Genomic DNA, 16,673 nt, shown 5'->3' with positions numbered 1-16,673 from the left:
GGTCTGGCAAGCTTCCTAGCTTCATTCTGGGAATTTGAAAGGGAACAACTATTCCTGCACTCCCACGCTTCGCTAGGAAACTTGCCAGCACTTTCTGAGTGGGAAATTATCTATGCGGACTGGTATGTTACGATTAATTAGAATTGTAAAACTGTCTTAAAGCGTTAACATTTCCTTATTATCATAAGCGCGTGTCGTTTGCGTTTACTTATGAAAGTACTTTATGAATTTAGGAGTACAGAAAAGTAACGTCCAACACGCAATCACAATGCTGTGTGCCATCGAGTTATTCCGATGGCTCGAAAAGGAATCTGTTATGCGAATGCTTCACACCATGCTTCGAGTTGAAAACTTAGAAGCTTCACTTCATTTTTATACTTCACTCATGGGCATGCGCCTTCTTCGTCAGTCTGAAAACAAAGAATACGAATATACGCTGGCTTTCGTTGGATATGGTGATGAAGCTGACAGTACAGTATTAGAACTTACCTATAACTGGGGCGACAATTCCTACGATAAGGGTAACGCATATGGTCATATCGCCATTGAAGTAGATGACATCTATCAGTTTTGTGAGAATTTAGAAGCAAATGGTGCCGATGTGTATCGCAAACCAGGCCCTGTAAAAGGTGGGTCAACAGTTATCGCTTTTGTACGCGACCCCGATGGATATGCCATAGAACTCATACAAAATAAATCAATCTCGCTGTGATCAAGCTCGCAAGTATGAGCGCGAGAAGAAGCCCTTGATACTTAGCGCGATTTAAACGCTTTAGACGCTTTAAACACCACAGTATCACATACAAAAGTGTGGCACAGATTAGCAGCCAATTAAAACACATGGAGTGACGTTACATGCTACGAAATCGCTTGTTATTTACGCAAAACGCTAAAAGTATAAACCTAGCTGGAATAGCGCCAAGCCCGAATTCTAGAGCAAAGGGCAATGTAAATTTTTGCACTAAACCCAAAGCAAAACTAGCCGCTATTCTGCCAGCGTTACTTGTCGCTTTTACCGCTTCATTTGCTTCTGGCAATGCGTTTTCGGCCACTGCTACGTATAACGACCATGCGCAAACAATCGCTGATACAAAAGTGAAGGATGAAGAGCGATTTACGGTAATTGCCCATCGCGGCGCATCTGGCTATTTACCTGAGCATACTCTCGAAGCTGCTACTCTCGCTTTTTCATTGCGCCCTGATTTTATCGAACAAGATGTTGTTATCACCAAAGACGACATACCCGTTGTACTACACGACATTCATTTAGAAACGGTTACCAACGTAGAAGATGTGTTCCCGGCGCGCCATCGAGGTGACGGCCGTTATTACGCGCGTGATTTTACCCTTGAAGAACTGCGACAACTGCGGGTACACGAGCGCACTAATAGTGACGGGAGCCAAGTGTTTGCCGATAGATATCGCGGTAACCACGCTAACTTCAAAGTGGCTACATTAGCTGAACATTTTGAATTAATCAGCGAGCTAAATCGCCAATTTGGCACATCTGTAGGGGTTTATCCTGAAGTAAAGTCCCCTGCCTTTCACATTAAAGAAGGCATTGATGCCAGTAAAATCGTTGTAGATGCTTTAAATGCTTACGGATTTGGTGGCGAGAGCGGTAATAGCTATCTGCAATGCTTCGACTTTAACGAAGTTAAGCGCATTCGTGAAACCTTGGGCTATAAAGGTAAAGTTGTCATGCTGATTGGCGAGAACGACTGGGGCGAAAGCGACACAGACTATGAATGGCTACGCACACAGAAAGGCATGCAGCAGGTTGCATTGTATGCCGATGGTATAGGCCCTTGGTTAGGCCATTTACTCGATAAAAAAGCGATGGCTCAAGGAAAAATAGAAGCTGCGGAATGGATTAAATACGCCCACGAAAATAACCTGACAATCCACCCCTACACCTACCGACATGATGCACTACCGGCAGGTATGAGTTCAGAACAAGTCTTGGAAGTTTTAGACAACGTAATACATGCTGACGGTGTTTTCACCGACCATTTAATACCGGTATTAAGGTGGCGAGAAAAATAAAACTAACGCATTTTAAAGCGAGTGTAGGCGCAACAATTAGCGCCTACGATTTAGAAAGTCGCACCACCACGCGTCTGTTTTGGGCGCGGCTTTCTCGCGTATCGTTTGGCGCAATATGGCGTTTCTCACCGTGGCCTGTTAACTGAATTCGATCTTCAGGTACACCTAGCGTCGTCAAATAGCTTTTTACTTCGTTGGCCCGTCGAATAGACAATTGTTCGTTGTTGTAGCGACCGCCATAGCTATCGGTATAACCGTCAAGAAGCACAAGCTCGAGCTCGCTGTCTTCTTTCAAATATTCACCAATCATGGTTAAACGCTTTTGCGAATATTTGGTCAGTTCTGTGCTGTTGTTCTGATAAGACAATACCGTGTAGGCAATATCATCAAAACTAAATGGGAGTAGGTTCGAGACACACTTAACGAACTCTCGATACACGCCTGAAAAATTACTGGCGTTTAGTGCCACACTCACCTGGTCGTATTTGTTATACCAGTCTTGGTAATAGATTGTGGGCCAAAAGCCTTTTTCCAATTCAGACAGCATAGTCCACGCAGCATCTTGGGGTAGATCACCGTTGTACTGTTTTCGAAGAGACATGTCGGCTATAGTTTTAGGCGCGACGCCTGGCATCCATTTAGGTGGTACAGAATAAACTGCAGCCATATCAAATTTGCTGGGCAGCAAATGCATGTCCAGCTCAAATTCCATGTTAAGTTGCTTCGATGCCGTGCTTGTGAACATGGCTTCACCGTAACCCGGTAATTCGTGGTTGAGAGTACACTGAAGGCGGGTGTCAGTATCGATACGCCAGTTGGAGCTTTCTATGGTTGCAGAATATTGCCGCATGGCAGCGTGGGAAGATAATGACCCCACTATCCCCAATAAAGCGATATATTTTAATTTCGACACCATTTCGACACCATAACGAAAATCAGACAAACACGGGCAAGAGACAATGATACGCCCCGAATCACCAAGCATATTGAATCGAATTAACTTATATAAAACACTCTCATTGAGCTTTTGAATTCATTACGCTTAATATGATTATCGTCCAAATTGTAGAAAAGTTTAGCGTTTAATACCATCGGAGTTTCGTACCATTGCTATACCCCTGATTTAACAACGTATAAATTGAAACTGGCAACTCGAAGGTATCCTTGCGATAATTCTTTTACGCAATATGCTTCGCAGGTTGGTACGCACTTGAGTCACCAACCAATTTACGCAATAGAGTCTTACAAGAGTGTTTATGTCTGCCAACCCGCCCCTTCTTTCCCAGCGCTTTCGAGGTTATTTTCCCGTTGTCATCGACGTTGAAACAGCCGGATTTAATGCAGGCACTGACGCCCTGTTAGAATTAGCAGCGGTAACAGTAAAAATGGATGAAAACGGTATACTTCATCCCGATCAAACTTTTCACTATCACATTGACCCCTTTGAAGGTGCCAACCTAGAGCCAGCAGCCTTAGAGTTTAATGGTATCGACCCAAATTGTGCATTACGAGGTGCGATTGAAGAAAGCGAAGCCATGAAGGACTTATGTAAAGGTATCCGCAAGGCGCAAAAAAATGCTGACTGCCAACGTTCTGTTATCGTTGCTCATAATGCAACGTTCGATCAGAGTTTCGTCAATGCTGCGATAGAGCGCTGTAATATAAAGCGCACACCGTTCCACCCATTTGTTTCGTTTGATACCACCAGTCTTGCAGGTCTTGCCTTAGGACAAACTGTTTTGGTAAAAGCGTGCCGTGCTGCAGGGATTGCATTTGATCAAAACGAAGCGCACAGCGCGCTATATGACGCCCAAAAAACAACTGAGCTATTTTGCTATATGGTAAATCGCTATAAAGCGCTAGGCGGGTGGCCTGTAGAAAATAAAGAGTAGTTTTATTCAAACTGATATAAACAAAAACAGCGCCAAAAGGCGCTGTTTTTTTTTAATCGTCGAACAGGTTAGCTTATAGCTTGTCTGCTTCTTCAGATAGGTACTTAGCAACACCTTCAGGTGATGCATCCATACCCGCTTTACCTTCAGTCCAACCCGCTGGGCAAACTTCACCATGCTCTTGGTGGAATGCTAGCGCGTCTACCATGCGAAGCATTTCGTCAACGTTACGGCCAAGTGGAAGGTCGTTAATTACTTGGTGACGAACCATGCCTTCTTCATCGATTAGGAATGAACCACGGAACGCTACACCATCTTCTGGGTGCTCAACATCATAAGCCTGGCAGATATCGTGCTTAACGTCAGCAACAAGGGTGTATTTAACTGGACCAATACCACCTTGATTTACAGGGGTGTTTCTCCACGCATTGTGTGAGAACTGAGAGTCGATTGAAACACCGATAACCTCAACACCGCGCTTTTTAAACTCGTCATAACGCTTGTCAAAAGCAATAAGCTCTGACGGGCAAACGAAAGTAAAGTCTAGTGGGTAGAAGAAAACAACGGCTTTTTTACCTTTGATTGCTTCACTTAGTGTGAAAGTATCAACAATTTCACCGCTACCTAGAACCGCTGCTGCAGTAAAATCAGGTGCTGGACGGCCAACTAATACACTCATGAGTCTCTCCATTTATATTTGGATTGTAATAATAGAAGCGATTACGTTGCGTAACCACTTTGATAAGAAATTTCTTACTCACAAAGTAGGTACGAATATGGAAATAACAATATTAAACAATGAGTTTTTTTACTGATCCTACCAATACGTACTTAATTTCACGACTCACTGTTCAGTCTTTCTTCAATTACCTTGTATTAAATTTGTCATTATCCACTTGCTAAAGTGAAGAATAACAATTATTATCATTTACAGATTCATTTGGAGTACGTTTAATGTTTGTTTGCATGTGCTATGGGGTAACTGATAAAAGCATTCGCGCAGCGGTTGAAGAAAACGGTGTGGGAAATATGCGAGAGTTACGTCAACATTTAGAGCTTGGCTCACAATGCGGTAAGTGCATCAACATGGCTCAACAAATCATTGACCAAACTATCGTCGATGAGTCGTTATTTAAAGACGTTGGCTAAATAATTAGCCAACCCGCGTGTTCTTAACACGCAACATCACCGCTCTAAGTATCCTTTCCTAGACTTAAAACACCGTATTTATTATCACGATCACTTATTTAAGTGGCCTAAGTCTTATCCTATTTCTCTTAATAAAATCCGAGTTTAGTTACTTTAGTAACATTCACATCGCTACCTAGTCCAATTAAAACGATAGGTTGTCGGCGTTTCAAACTCAAAGCTGGGCGTGTTTTTTACTTTCACTGAGTACAACGTGCCATTTAACTACGTAGCTTTTCTAAAAAAAAGCCCTAGTTAAAGGTGTACTCGATGCCTGCATAGTAGAAAGCACCATTTATTCCACTAGGCGATGTGGGTGGGTAAAGTGCGCCTACCTCACCTTTGTAAGGATTATCATCGGGGAGCGAATCAAAAAGATTTTGGGCGCCAAAGGTTACCTGGGTTTGAGGAAATACTTTCCACGCAACTTGGGCATCGAATGTAGTTAATGCATTGCCGTATATGTCCATACCCGCGGACGCATCAAGATGGTCTTCATAAAATTTACCGTAATAATTAAGCCGCCAAGTAAACGCCCATTTATCTTTTGATTGCTCCAGCGTGATACTGCCTCGATGAGCAGGCAAATTATCTTCCAGCATCCGAATTCTTGCCTGTGTAAGGTTAGGTAGTAGCTGTATTTCGCCTTCCACCTGCGCAGGATAAAGTGTAACTCGCTCTACCTGCGTGTCTGTCCAGTTGTAGGCTAATAATAAAGAATTTGACCAATCATTTAACGCAAAATTGTAGTTAACAACTAAATCAACACCCTGAGTTTTTGTGTCAAAGTCGTTAGTAAAATACTTTGCTGCGTTATATTTCGCTGCGTCCGGACGTCCTTGAGCAATAAGCGCACTAATGTCTTCATCGGTTAACGGGATTGCTGATGTTGTGCTAATGCGATCTGAAAGACGAATATTGAAATAGTCGAGTGTCGCAAAAAAGCTCTCGCTTGCCTGCATAACTAGCCCAAGGCTAAAGTTCACCGATTCTTCAGGCGTAAGTGGCGTTGCGCCCAGCTGCAGCGAGATAAGATCCGTTGGAGGCAGCGTTGCTTGGTCTTCCAGTCCATTAATACCATAAGCAGTAGTTACGTTAATAACATTACTCTGCCCTATTGTTGGCGCCTTAAACCCCGTATTCACAGAGCCCCGTAATGCGAAAACGTCATTCAATTTATAGCGAGTACTTAATTTTCCATCGAATGTCGAACCGAAATCACTGAAATGCTCTACACGCGTGGCAACACCAAACTGCCATGCTTCGATTACATAGAACTCCAAATCGGCGTATACGGCCCAATTACTTCTGCTCCAGTGTCCAGCACTTTGAGGCTGATATCCCGGAAAACCATTGGAACCGATAGAAAAGCCTTGGTTTAACCCAAGTGGCGGCTCTAGGGCGAAAGGACCTGCAATATATGACGCTTCATCACCGGCTTTCTGAAAATAGGTTTCCTTACGCCATTCAAAACCCACGGCAATGCTAACCGGATCGTCAAAAATAGTCTGAATCAGTTTGTTAAAATCTAAGTTAAGCGTTCGCTCTACTTGCGACACACCACCGGGCGAAAACGAAGTCGGGGTTTGCGGTCCCAACGATGGGTTAACAGTATTAGAAATGGTATATTCGATGTCGCTGTAACCTAATGTTGCACTGGCATCCATTGCCCAACCTTTAGGCAACTCATGCTTCACGCCCATCGCAATAGAGGCATCGGTTATTGTTCCCCCAAATCTTGGCGTAAAACCGCCAGGAAACCACTCATTAAAAGCAAAGCAGTTTGCACCAAGCGCTGTTGTGTTATCTGCAATTAACTGATACGCGGGGTCGAGCAACACGTTATTGTTGGACAATGAAATGGAAGGGCAAGCAATTCCACTTTCCAGCCCGTCGAGATCGGCCACAATCAGGCGGCTTTCCCCTGTGTTAGGGTCAGTGCGACTAAACACACCCTCTCGTGTTTGCGGATTGCGATAGTAAAAGCCACCGTTGATTTCTCTTCTAGCTGCTGTGGCAAAGCTATAAAATTGCGATGTAGGAGATATGTCAGCGCCTGCATTTAGCGCAAGTTTAATATCTTCGTTAACATCGAGTGCCCCCCAAACTTGGGACGGTGAGGAAATAAATATATTACCTTGGTCGATTAGGCTTTGAGCGTCTAAGCGCTGCACAGAGCGCGATGTACCATTTTGCTGACGATATTCTGCCGTCGCATTTAAAAAGCCATTTTCTCCAATAGCGAAGCCTTTATTTAACTGTACCTGAAACAGTTCACCATCGCCTTCACTATACCCACCTACTTTTAGCGCCACGTGCCCACCTACCCGGGCATCTTTGAGCACAAAATTTATTACCCCTGCAATAGCATCTGAGCCATACTGGGCAGACGCGCCATCTCGCAGTACTTCAACTTGCTTTAATGCATAGGCTGGTATAACCGATATATCTGGCCCTTGAGCACCATCAGATAAACCGCCCCCCAAAAATGTAATTACAGCGGAGCGATGACGCCGCTTTCCGTTAAGCAGCAAAAGCGTGTGATCTGAAGACATGCCCCTTAGGTTTGCAGGCCTTACCAGGCTACTGGCGTCATTGATAGGCTGATCGTTTACGTTTAACGAAGGAACCATCACACTTAACATGGAAAGTACGTCTGAATTCCCCTGTGAATTAAGGGTTTCAGAACCAATCACATCTAAAGGAACTGGCGAATCAACAGAACTGCGAGGCGAGTTTCGGGTACCGACAACCGCAATTTTCTCAAGTCCATTGCTCCCCGCGTCCGCTTTCTTTACAGCATTTTCTTGCTGCTTTCCCTTCGCGACTAAAGAGGCACGAGAGCGAATACTCAACGCGCCACTTTCGTCTGTCACTACTGCTAGCTCTGTTCCTTCGAGGAGTTGTGCCAGCGCTTCATTTAATGTGAACGTACCGCTCAATGCGTTTGTTTTTACTTTCTTTGCTAAATCGAAAGGAAACAGTAACGTGGTATTGGCTTGCTTAGCTAGCTCGGTGAGGGCTTCGTTAGCGTTTTGCGCTGGTATTGAAAAACTATATGCATCGGACTTTTGCGCCGATTGTGCCTTGGTGGGAGCAAGACTCTCGCTTTGTGCATACAAACCTTGCGTTGGCGTTAGAAAAAATAAGACGCCAGATACTATATGCAAAGGTGAAATCGCTGAAAAATGGAGAGGTTTACGCGTTTTTTTTTGCGAAAGACAGTGAGCCGAACACGCAAGGGCATGCAGCTTTTCTATTGCCTTTTTTGTTTGCCTGCTTATCGCAAAATTGCCGTATTGCAAGATATAAAATCGATGTGCTTATTATTTTGATTATATTGTCACATTAAAGAAATTGATGCCAACTACGAATAGTAGAAAGCACCTATCTTTCAGAAATATTTAACTTTTCGCTAGCTTAAGCTCAATACTTGTTTCTGTGACTTTCTCGTAATTGATGTTAAAGCTGCTCTTAAGTGCAGACAACAATCCATCTATGTCGCCTACTTTAAAGTAACCCGCTACACGACGCTTGCGCAGGCTTTCATCCGAAATATTAAAGCGAACGGGTGTATAGCGGCCAATCTCAGCTAATACGGCCTCTAGCGGCTCACCTTTAAATACAATCATGCCTTGTTGCCACGCTAAATCGTCATCTATGTCGTTTTGAGACATGCTTTCACGGGCTTCCACTTTACCTTGTACTGTAGCCTTTTCACCTGCGAACATAAGAAGGCCTTCCTCAGCAACAGGGCGTTTAGTGAAGAGCGACTCGTTGGAAGACGAAGCCTTAAAGCGGTCTTTCACCAAAACCTTCCCGTCGGTAACCACTAACTCAAACGCGTTATCATCCACATATTGCATATTAAAGGCAGTTCCGACAGCGGTAACAGTATTGTTTCCTGCGGTAACAGAGAACGGGCGAGACTTATCGTGAGCCACTTCAAAATGTGCCTCCCCTTTCAATAATACGATATTGCGTGTCGTTGAGGAGAAATCTACCGTCACCACAGAGTTAGTGTTTAGGTGAAGTTTTGAGCCATCAGCTAGCGTCACGTTTTTCTGTTCACCTACACCCGTTTGCACTTTCTGCATTACGGCCGCGAATTCAGGGGTGCTGTTTAGCCACGTGCGCTGAACAACAACACCAACAGCAATAGCCATCACTAAGAATGTGGCCGCAATGCCCCAAACGGCAGTTTTAGACATGATGCCCTTTTTCGACGACTGACGAGAGGTTGGCTGCGGAAATAAACCGCTCAATTCATTCAATACCGACATGTCGTCCCACAAGCTAGCGGCGTCTAGCAAAGCTTGACGATGCGCATTACTTTCCGACAACCAGGCGTCTAACTCTGTTTTTTCGTCACTTTTTAAGCCGCGATCGAGACGGCTTATCCATAAGCATGCTTGCTCTTGGATATCTTCTTTGCTTGAAAACTGGCGAATATTATTCATGTTAACTACGGCTTATGTCCTGAGTCGTGTTAGCAGTGGCACGGGGGGATGCACTGTCTTTTGACAGCTCGGCTAGGTACCTAGAGCACATCATTAAACCTTTGGCGACATGCTTCTCAACGGTGCTTTCGCTTAGCCCCACAAGCTCTGCAATCTCTTTTTGTCTCATGCCATATACTTTTTTCAGCAAAAATACGCGTTTTACATCAGCAGACAATGTATCTGTCGCTCGGCAAAAATGAATAAAACGCTCTTTGCTTTCTACATTTTTTTCTAAACTGTGCCCTACAAGCTCATAAGGCAAAATATCCATGTCATCCAGCTGCTGCTTATTTTTGTTTTCAGCTTTTGCAACATGGTTCAGCGCTAGATTACGCGCTGTTTTGAGCATATAGGTACGCTCATACTGTATTTCTTGTTTTAACTCTGCCTCGTAGCTTTTAATAAAAGCTTCTTGCACGATGTCTTCAATGTCGTCGGCGCCAACAATAGAACCTACCGCACGCATTAGCTTTGAGCGGTATTTTAAAAAGGTTTCAGCTACTGTCGACTTTCTCGTCATAATAATAAATGTTGTGTGTTTCGATCTGCTTACATTGGCAATAATAATGCCTGTTTATTCATAACTTTTCACGTAAATGATGCTCGATATTGAAAATAAAAGGGGAGCTAACGCTCCCCTCCACGTCGAAACAATTGTGAAAGTTGTTTTCGCTAGTATTAGCGATTAGAACGTGTAAACACCTCTTAGATAATAGAAGCCACCGTTAATACCGATTGGTGAGGTAGTTGGATACAACGAACCTGCGATACCAGCATACTGTGTATTCTCATCTGGGTATTCATCAAAGGCGTTTTTCGCGCCTACCGTTACAGTAAACTCTTCAGTGAAGTTATAAGCTACTTCTAAGTCCACAGTAATTTCTGAACCTACTTTATCGATAGGCAATGCAGAATCTAAGTGATCTTCAAAGATACTACCGTAATAGTTCAAGCGTGCAAGGAAGCGCCAATCACCGTTAGTGTGATTTGCCGTTGCACTGTAGCGAACCGCTGGTAGGTTATCTTCTAGCATGCGAATACGCTCAGGAGAAATATTCTCTGATGCACGATCTACTTCTGTAGATGTCCAGTTGTAGGCTAGTGAGAATTTAGTTTCACCACCCATCATCTCCATCGAGTAGTTAGCAACTACATCTAGACCTTCAGTAGTCGTATCAAAGTCATTCGTGAAGAAACTAATTTCAGAGAAACTAGATGCATCATTAATGCCTTGCGCTAGTAGGGTCGCAATATCTTCTTCTGTTAACGCAATACCAGACGCTGTACTGATACGGTCTGTCAATTCAATGTTGTAGTAGTCGGCAGTAATGAATAGACCATTTTCAAAGTCTGCTACCACACCAAATGTGATGCTCTCTGACTCTTCTGGCGTTAATTGCTCACCGCCTTTAAGTTGAGATACAGGATCTGTTGGAGGTAGCGTTGCACGGTCAATTAGCTCACCGCCCGTACCAAACGCAGTTGTTACGTTACGTACATTACTTTGACCCAGCGTAGGTGCTTTAAAGCCCGTTGAGAACGCACCACGGAACGCAATGTTCTCTAACGCTTGCCAACGGAAAGCAATTTTACCTTTCGTGGTATCGCCAAAATCAGAGAAGTCTTCGTAACGTAGCGCACCGGCTAGCATGAAGTTTTCAGTGATATAGGCTTCTGCATCAATGTAAAGCGCGATGTTGTTGCGGGACACACGACCTTGGCTATCGGCCGCCAAGCCAGGGAAACCATTTGAGCCAATGCCAAAGCCTTGTGTCGCCAGCGGACCTATTTCATAAGAGGCAGTATCACCTGCAACGCTCTCATAACTTTCGTTGCGGTATTGGAAACCAGTCGCTACAAATAGCGGCTCATACAAACCAACATCAAAAGGTTTTGTAAAATCGATATCAAGTGTTTGCTCAGACTGCGTGTAACGGCCTGGGCTAAATGACGTTGGCGTTTCTGGGCCAAGCGACGGGTTGATAGTGTTACTAATAGCAAAATCAACTTCGTTTTGACCAAGGTTTAAACTTACGTCATAGGTAATATCATTGGCTAATTCGCCTTTGGTACCAAAGACAAGAGACATGTCTGTTACCGTACCGCCAAAGCGAGGTGTGAAGCCACCAGGAAGCATTTCGTTAAACGCGAAACAATCTGGGTTGTTCGCAACTTCGTCGATGTAGCGTTGATTCGTAAGTACATTTGCACCAGGAGCAATATCATTAGGGCAATTACCTGACATATCGTCCGTTAGGTCTGCCACTAATAGGTTGCCATCTGGATCAGCGTATACTTGACTACGAGTATGTGGGTTTCGGAAGTAGAAGCCACCTTCAACTTCACGCTCGGCAAAGTTACCAAATATATAAGCTTCTGACGTTGCAGAAAGCTCAAGACCTGCGTTAGCGAAAAGCTTGATGTCATGTTTAATTTCAGGCGAACCCCAAATTTGTGCAGGGTCTGCGACAAAGGTGTTACCTGCAGCAACAAGCGCTGCGGCGTCGTCACGCTGGACGCTGCGAGATGTGTCATCAGCAGTACGGTATTCGGCTGAAAGGTTAACAAAGCCTTTGTCAGATAGTGGTAAACCCACGTTACCAGACAGCTGGATCATGTCCCCGTCGCCTTCGTAGTAAGAGCCATAGCGGGCTTCAAATGTACCGCCTTCTGACGCGTCGTTAAGTACGAAGTTAATTACACCAGCAATCGCATCAGAACCGTATTGTGCTGCTGCACCGTCACGCAATACTTCCACCTGCTTAAGCGCCGCTGCTGGAATTACAGAGATGTCCGGACCTTGTGCACCATCTGAAAGACCACCACCTAGGAATGTGATAACCGCAGAACGGTGACGACGTTTACCATTTACAAGCACAAGCGTGTGGTCTGATGCCATACCGCGAAGGTTAGCAGGACGAACGAGTGTTGAAGCATCGTTGATCGGCTGGTCGTTTACGTTAAAAGATGGAACAACAGTCTGCATCATAGATACCATATCAGTGGCACCCTGCTGCTTAAACTCTTCGTCAGAAATAATATCAATTGGTACCGCTGAGTCTGCGACCGAGCGAGGTGCTGCGCGCGAACCAACTACCGCTATTTGTTCAAAATCTTCAGCTTTTGCACTTTCTTCAGCTTCCTGTGCATAGACAGGTGCCGCAGCCATTACTGAAAACGCGGCTGATGCAGCTAATACGCCACGCACGTTTTTAGTCAATAAAGACAAGGTTGTATTCATGGTGATTTCCCGGATTTTCTCTAAAACACTTTCAGCGTTATTCACACAATAAAAAAGCATTTCGAGAGGTTGTTATTTTATACCTTCAACACTGACTCATTTATGGCCAGATGGTTGATTTTATAGTCCGCAAGATATTAAAAAACAAACCTTTTTAGACAAAATAAAAATATTTTTTCAGACCATAGAGGATCTTTATTTCTGACCTGTCTATATAGTTTTTATGGGAGTAAAAGTGGGGCGTTTTTGGCGGTTTTTAATAAAAAAAGCCGACTATAAGCCGGCTTTTAAATCGTTTTTTACAAACCTAAAGATTTGTACATGGAAACAAGATTTATTCTGCTTCTTTGTACTTTGCAGCCGTTTCTTTAATAAGCGGCTGAAGTTCGTTTTGTTGGAACATTTCAATAATGATGTCGCAACCACCAACAAGCTCACCTTCTACCCATAGCTGTGGGAAAGTAGGCCAGTTTGCGTATTTAGGCAGTTCAGCACGAATATCAGGGTTTTGTAGAATATCTACATAAGCAAATGGTTCGCCACATGACATCAACGCTTGTGATGCTTGTGAAGAAAAGCCACAGCTAGGTAGTTTAGGAGAACCTTTCATGTACAACAAAATTGGGTTTTCTTCGATTTGCTGCTTGATTCTATCTAGCGTTGATTGATTTTCAGTATTATCCATTTGATTCCTCTGAGCACAAAAGTGTATTCCCACTTAGATGGGAATGCATGAATGATTTATCAAGGCGAAGGGTATCATAAAATCCCTTTAAATTACCCATTACTGAATTGATCTTTTAGTACACTCTATCCCTATCTACCTGTATATCTACCAACGCTATATTTCCACAAAATATATTTTGAAAAAAAATTCACAATTTTGTCATTGAGTTATAAGACTTTATCCCCACATCTGGGATATGCTTTAGCGTCTAAAGTGATATAGTCAGCAAAGCGTTGACTGGCACTTATTGAACAGGCGAAGATAAGTGTGCTTTAGACTACAATACTAAACCAACATGGAGACCGTCATGGCTTTTGAATTACCAGCATTACCATACGAACAAAATGCACTAGAACCGCATATTTCTGCTGAAACGCTTGAGTACCACTATGGCAAGCACCACGCTACTTATGTAACTAAGCTTAACGGCCTAGTTGAAGGTACTGACATGGAAAACAAAAGCCTAGAAGAAATCATCAAATCTTCTGAAGGCGGTGTTTTCAATAACGCAGCGCAAGTGTGGAACCACACATTCTACTGGCATTGCCTAAGTCCAAACGGCGGCGGTGAGCCAACGGGCGCACTAGCTGACGCTATTAACGCAAAATGGGGGTCATTTGCAGACTTCCAAGCAGCGTTTAACGACAAAGCAGTGAACAACTTCGGCTCTAGCTGGACATGGCTAGTTAAAACTGCAGACGGTAGCCTAGATATCGTTAACACTAGCAATGCAGAAACACCTATTTCTGGCGATGATCTAACACCAGTACTTACTGTTGACCTTTGGGAACACGCTTACTATATCGATTACCGTAACGCGCGTCCTAAGTACTTAGAAAACTTCTGGGCTCTAGTTAACTGGGAATTCGCAAGCAAAAACTTTGCGTAAGCCTTACGTCTTTTTGTAGTACACACTGTGTCCTACACAGCGTTAAGGAATACAAATAAAAAGCCCCGCTATTTAGCGGGGCTTTTGTTTATGTAAAAGCTTCATTAAGAGACACTAAATTCTTATTAAAGTTGCATTTTTCGTTAGACGAAAGATTAAAAACTATACACAATAATTACTATCGTTTTCCCAAATACCTACTAAGCTGAAATTACGGGGTTCCGTATTTAAGGGGTATTCATGGGTATTTTTGAACACTATCAAAGTCGCTATGAAGAGCGAAAACAGGAAGAGTTCACCATTGGGGAGTTCCTTGAAATTTGTAAAGAGGATCAAACCGCTTATGCAAATGCGGCAGAACGTTTGCTACAAGCTATCGGTGAGCCTGAATTAATCGACACTGCCAACGACCCGGCACTTAGCCGCATTTTCTCAAACCGCGTTATTTCTCGTTATCCAGCTTTTTCAGAATTCTATGGCATGGAAGAGGCCATAGAACAAATCGTTTCTTACCTTAAACACGCCGCACAAGGCCTTGAAGAGAAGAAACAAATTCTCTATTTGCTCGGCCCAGTGGGTGGCGGTAAATCGTCTCTGGCAGAGAGACTTAAAGAACTGATGCAGCACGTACCTATTTATATGCTGAAAGGCTCGCCTGTTAACGACCATCCATTCTGTCTGTTTGATGTCAAAGAAGATGGCGACATTTTACAAAAAGAGTACGGCATTCCTAAGCGCTACTTAAAAACCATTATGTCGCCGTGGGCACGCAAACGCTTGCATGAATTCAATGGCGATATTACCCAGTTTAAGGTGGTTCGCGTTTACCCTTCAGTACTCGACCAAGTGGGTATCGCTAAAACCGAACCCGGTGATGAAAACAACCAAGATATTTCATCGCTTGTGGGTAAAGTTGATATTCGCCGCTTAGAACAATATGCACAAAACGACCCTGATGCTTACAGTTATTCAGGTTCACTGTGTAAAGCCAACCAAGGCTTAATGGAATTTGTAGAGATGTTCAAAGCACCAATTAAGGTGCTACATCCACTATTAACCGCTACACAAGAGGGTAACTACAACCCAACAGAGGGCTTCTCTGCCCTTCCCTTCGATGGGCTAATACTTGCGCACTCAAATGAATCTGAGTGGCAATCGTTTAGAAACAATAAGAATAACGAAGCCTTCCTAGACCGTGTCTATATTGTAAAAGTACCGTACTGTTTGCGAGTACGTGAAGAAATTAAGATCTACAAAAAGTTACTAGACAGCAGCGAGCTTAACGGCGCGCCGTGTGCTCCAGACACGCTAGAGTGTTTAGCGCAGTTTACTGTGTTATCGCGCTTGAAAGAGCCAGAGAACTCCAGTCTATTTTCTAAAATGCGCGTGTATGATGGCGAAAGCCTGAAAGACACCGATCCGAAAGCCAAGTCATATCAAGAATATCGCGACTACGCCGGTGTCGATGAAGGCATGGAAGGGTTATCCACCCGCTTTGCATTTAAGATCCTCTCTCGGGTTTTTAACTTCGATCACCAAGAAGTGGCAGCAAACCCAGTCCATTTGTTTTATGTATTAGAGCGTCAAATTGAACGGGAGCAGTTCCCTCAAGAAACCGCTGATAAGTATTTGGAGTTTTTGAAAGGCTACCTCATTCCTCGCTACGTGGAATTCATTGGTAAAGAGATTCAAACGGCTTACTTAGAATCGTATTCTGAATATGGGCAGAACCTGTTTGACCGCTATGTCACCTATGCTGATTTCTGGATCCAAGACCAAGAGTATCGTGACCCAGAAACCGGACAGCTGTTCGACAGAGCGTCACTGAATGCTGAGTTAGAAAAAACAGAGAAGCCTGCGGGAATAAGTAATCCGAAAGACTTCCGTAACGAAATCGTTAACTTTGTTTTGAGAGCCCGTGCAAATAACGGCGGCAAAAACCCAGCATGGACCAGTTACGAGAAACTTCGCACCGTGATTGAGAAGAAAATGTTCTCTAACACGGAAGACTTACTGCCGGTTATTTCTTTCAACACCAAAGGCTCTGCAGAGGAGCAGAAAAAACACGACGACTTTGTAAATCGTATGACCGAGAAGGGATATACGCAAAAACAAGTTCGGTTGCTGTGTGAATGGTACCTGCGCGTACGTAAAGCGTCTTAGCGCTAAACGCATGTAGTGCTGAAGC

Annotated in this window: 13 protein-coding genes; 6 read left to right on the top strand and 7 right to left on the bottom strand. The window is 43.8% G+C overall.

Going from position 1 to position 16,673, the window contains the following annotated elements:
- Positions 1–316 precede the first annotated feature (316 nt).
- Together gloA and glpQ are read left to right on the top strand one after the other, a co-directional pair.
- Complete coding sequence (gloA, locus tag ACX5KA_RS03045) at positions 317–712, top strand: lactoylglutathione lyase (RefSeq protein WP_039216685.1); 396 nt, start codon at positions 317–319, stop codon at positions 710–712.
- A gap of 143 nt (positions 713–855) precedes the next feature.
- On the top strand, positions 856–2,046 hold the full coding sequence (glpQ, locus tag ACX5KA_RS03040; protein WP_039216683.1) for a glycerophosphodiester phosphodiesterase: 1,191 nt from the start codon (positions 856–858) through the stop codon (positions 2,044–2,046).
- 43 nt (positions 2,047–2,089) lie between these two features.
- On the opposite strand, the gene ACX5KA_RS03035 is transcribed toward glpQ, so the two are convergent.
- Positions 2,090–2,962, bottom strand: coding sequence for a flagellar protein MotY (locus ACX5KA_RS03035; RefSeq protein ID WP_044556760.1), 873 nt, complete (start codon positions 2,960–2,962; stop codon positions 2,090–2,092).
- 340 nt (positions 2,963–3,302) lie between these two features.
- Here ACX5KA_RS03035 and rnt point away from each other — a divergent pair, with 340 nt between their 5' ends.
- Positions 3,303–3,938 carry a ribonuclease T gene (gene rnt / locus ACX5KA_RS03030; RefSeq protein WP_014997753.1) on the top strand — a complete coding sequence of 212 codons (636 nt, stop codon included), beginning with the start codon at positions 3,303–3,305 and terminating at the stop codon, positions 3,936–3,938.
- A 73-nt stretch (positions 3,939–4,011) separates the two neighbouring features.
- Here the strand turns inward: rnt and ACX5KA_RS03025 are convergent, their stop codons facing one another.
- A complete protein-coding gene (locus tag ACX5KA_RS03025) occupies positions 4,012–4,617 on the bottom strand; it encodes a peroxiredoxin (RefSeq protein WP_039222866.1) in 606 nt (201 codons plus the stop codon).
- Between the two features lie 275 nt (positions 4,618–4,892).
- On the opposite strand from ACX5KA_RS03025, the gene ACX5KA_RS03020 reads away from it, so the two are divergent.
- Positions 4,893–5,087, top strand: a complete 195-nt coding sequence (locus tag ACX5KA_RS03020) for a bacterioferritin-associated ferredoxin (protein WP_014948769.1) — start codon at positions 4,893–4,895, stop codon at positions 5,085–5,087.
- A gap of 290 nt (positions 5,088–5,377) precedes the next feature.
- On the opposite strand, the gene ACX5KA_RS03015 is transcribed toward ACX5KA_RS03020, so the two are convergent.
- The 5 genes from ACX5KA_RS03015 to ACX5KA_RS02995 all read right to left on the bottom strand — a co-directional run bounded on the left by ACX5KA_RS03015 (position 5,378) and on the right by ACX5KA_RS02995 (position 13,554).
- Positions 5,378–8,296, bottom strand: a complete 2,919-nt coding sequence (locus tag ACX5KA_RS03015; protein ID WP_458730367.1) for a TonB-dependent receptor domain-containing protein — start codon at positions 8,294–8,296, stop codon at positions 5,378–5,380.
- A 234-nt stretch (positions 8,297–8,530) separates the two neighbouring features.
- A complete protein-coding gene (locus tag ACX5KA_RS03010) occupies positions 8,531–9,586 on the bottom strand; it encodes a FecR family protein (RefSeq protein WP_458730366.1) in 1,056 nt (351 codons plus the stop codon).
- Position 9,587: 1 nt separating this feature from the next.
- The gene (locus ACX5KA_RS03005; protein WP_458730365.1) at positions 9,588–10,148 is read right to left on the bottom strand and encodes an RNA polymerase sigma factor; all 561 of its coding nucleotides are present in this window, start codon (positions 10,146–10,148) and stop codon (positions 9,588–9,590) included.
- 165 nt (positions 10,149–10,313) lie between these two features.
- A complete protein-coding gene (locus ACX5KA_RS03000; protein WP_458730364.1) occupies positions 10,314–12,869 on the bottom strand; it encodes a TonB-dependent receptor plug domain-containing protein in 2,556 nt (851 codons plus the stop codon).
- A 334-nt stretch (positions 12,870–13,203) separates the two neighbouring features.
- Entirely contained in the window at positions 13,204–13,554 is a 351-nt protein-coding gene (locus tag ACX5KA_RS02995) for a Grx4 family monothiol glutaredoxin (protein WP_014948765.1), read from the bottom strand.
- Positions 13,555–13,903: 349 nt separating this feature from the next.
- Between ACX5KA_RS02995 and sodB the strand changes: the two genes are divergently transcribed.
- Together sodB and ACX5KA_RS02985 are read left to right on the top strand one after the other, a co-directional pair.
- Positions 13,904–14,485: a superoxide dismutase [Fe] gene (sodB, locus tag ACX5KA_RS02990; RefSeq protein ID WP_025254504.1), complete on the top strand. Its 582-nt coding sequence runs from the start codon at positions 13,904–13,906 to the stop codon at positions 14,483–14,485.
- A 240-nt stretch (positions 14,486–14,725) separates the two neighbouring features.
- Positions 14,726–16,648, top strand: a complete 1,923-nt coding sequence (locus ACX5KA_RS02985; RefSeq protein WP_014975982.1) for a PrkA family serine protein kinase — start codon at positions 14,726–14,728, stop codon at positions 16,646–16,648.
- Positions 16,649–16,673: the final 25 nt, after the last annotated feature.

It is taken from the genome of Alteromonas alvinellae (genome assembly GCF_902705805.1).
The sequence above is the reverse complement of the archived record's forward strand: the minus strand, read 5'-3'. Positions and strand labels throughout refer to the sequence as shown.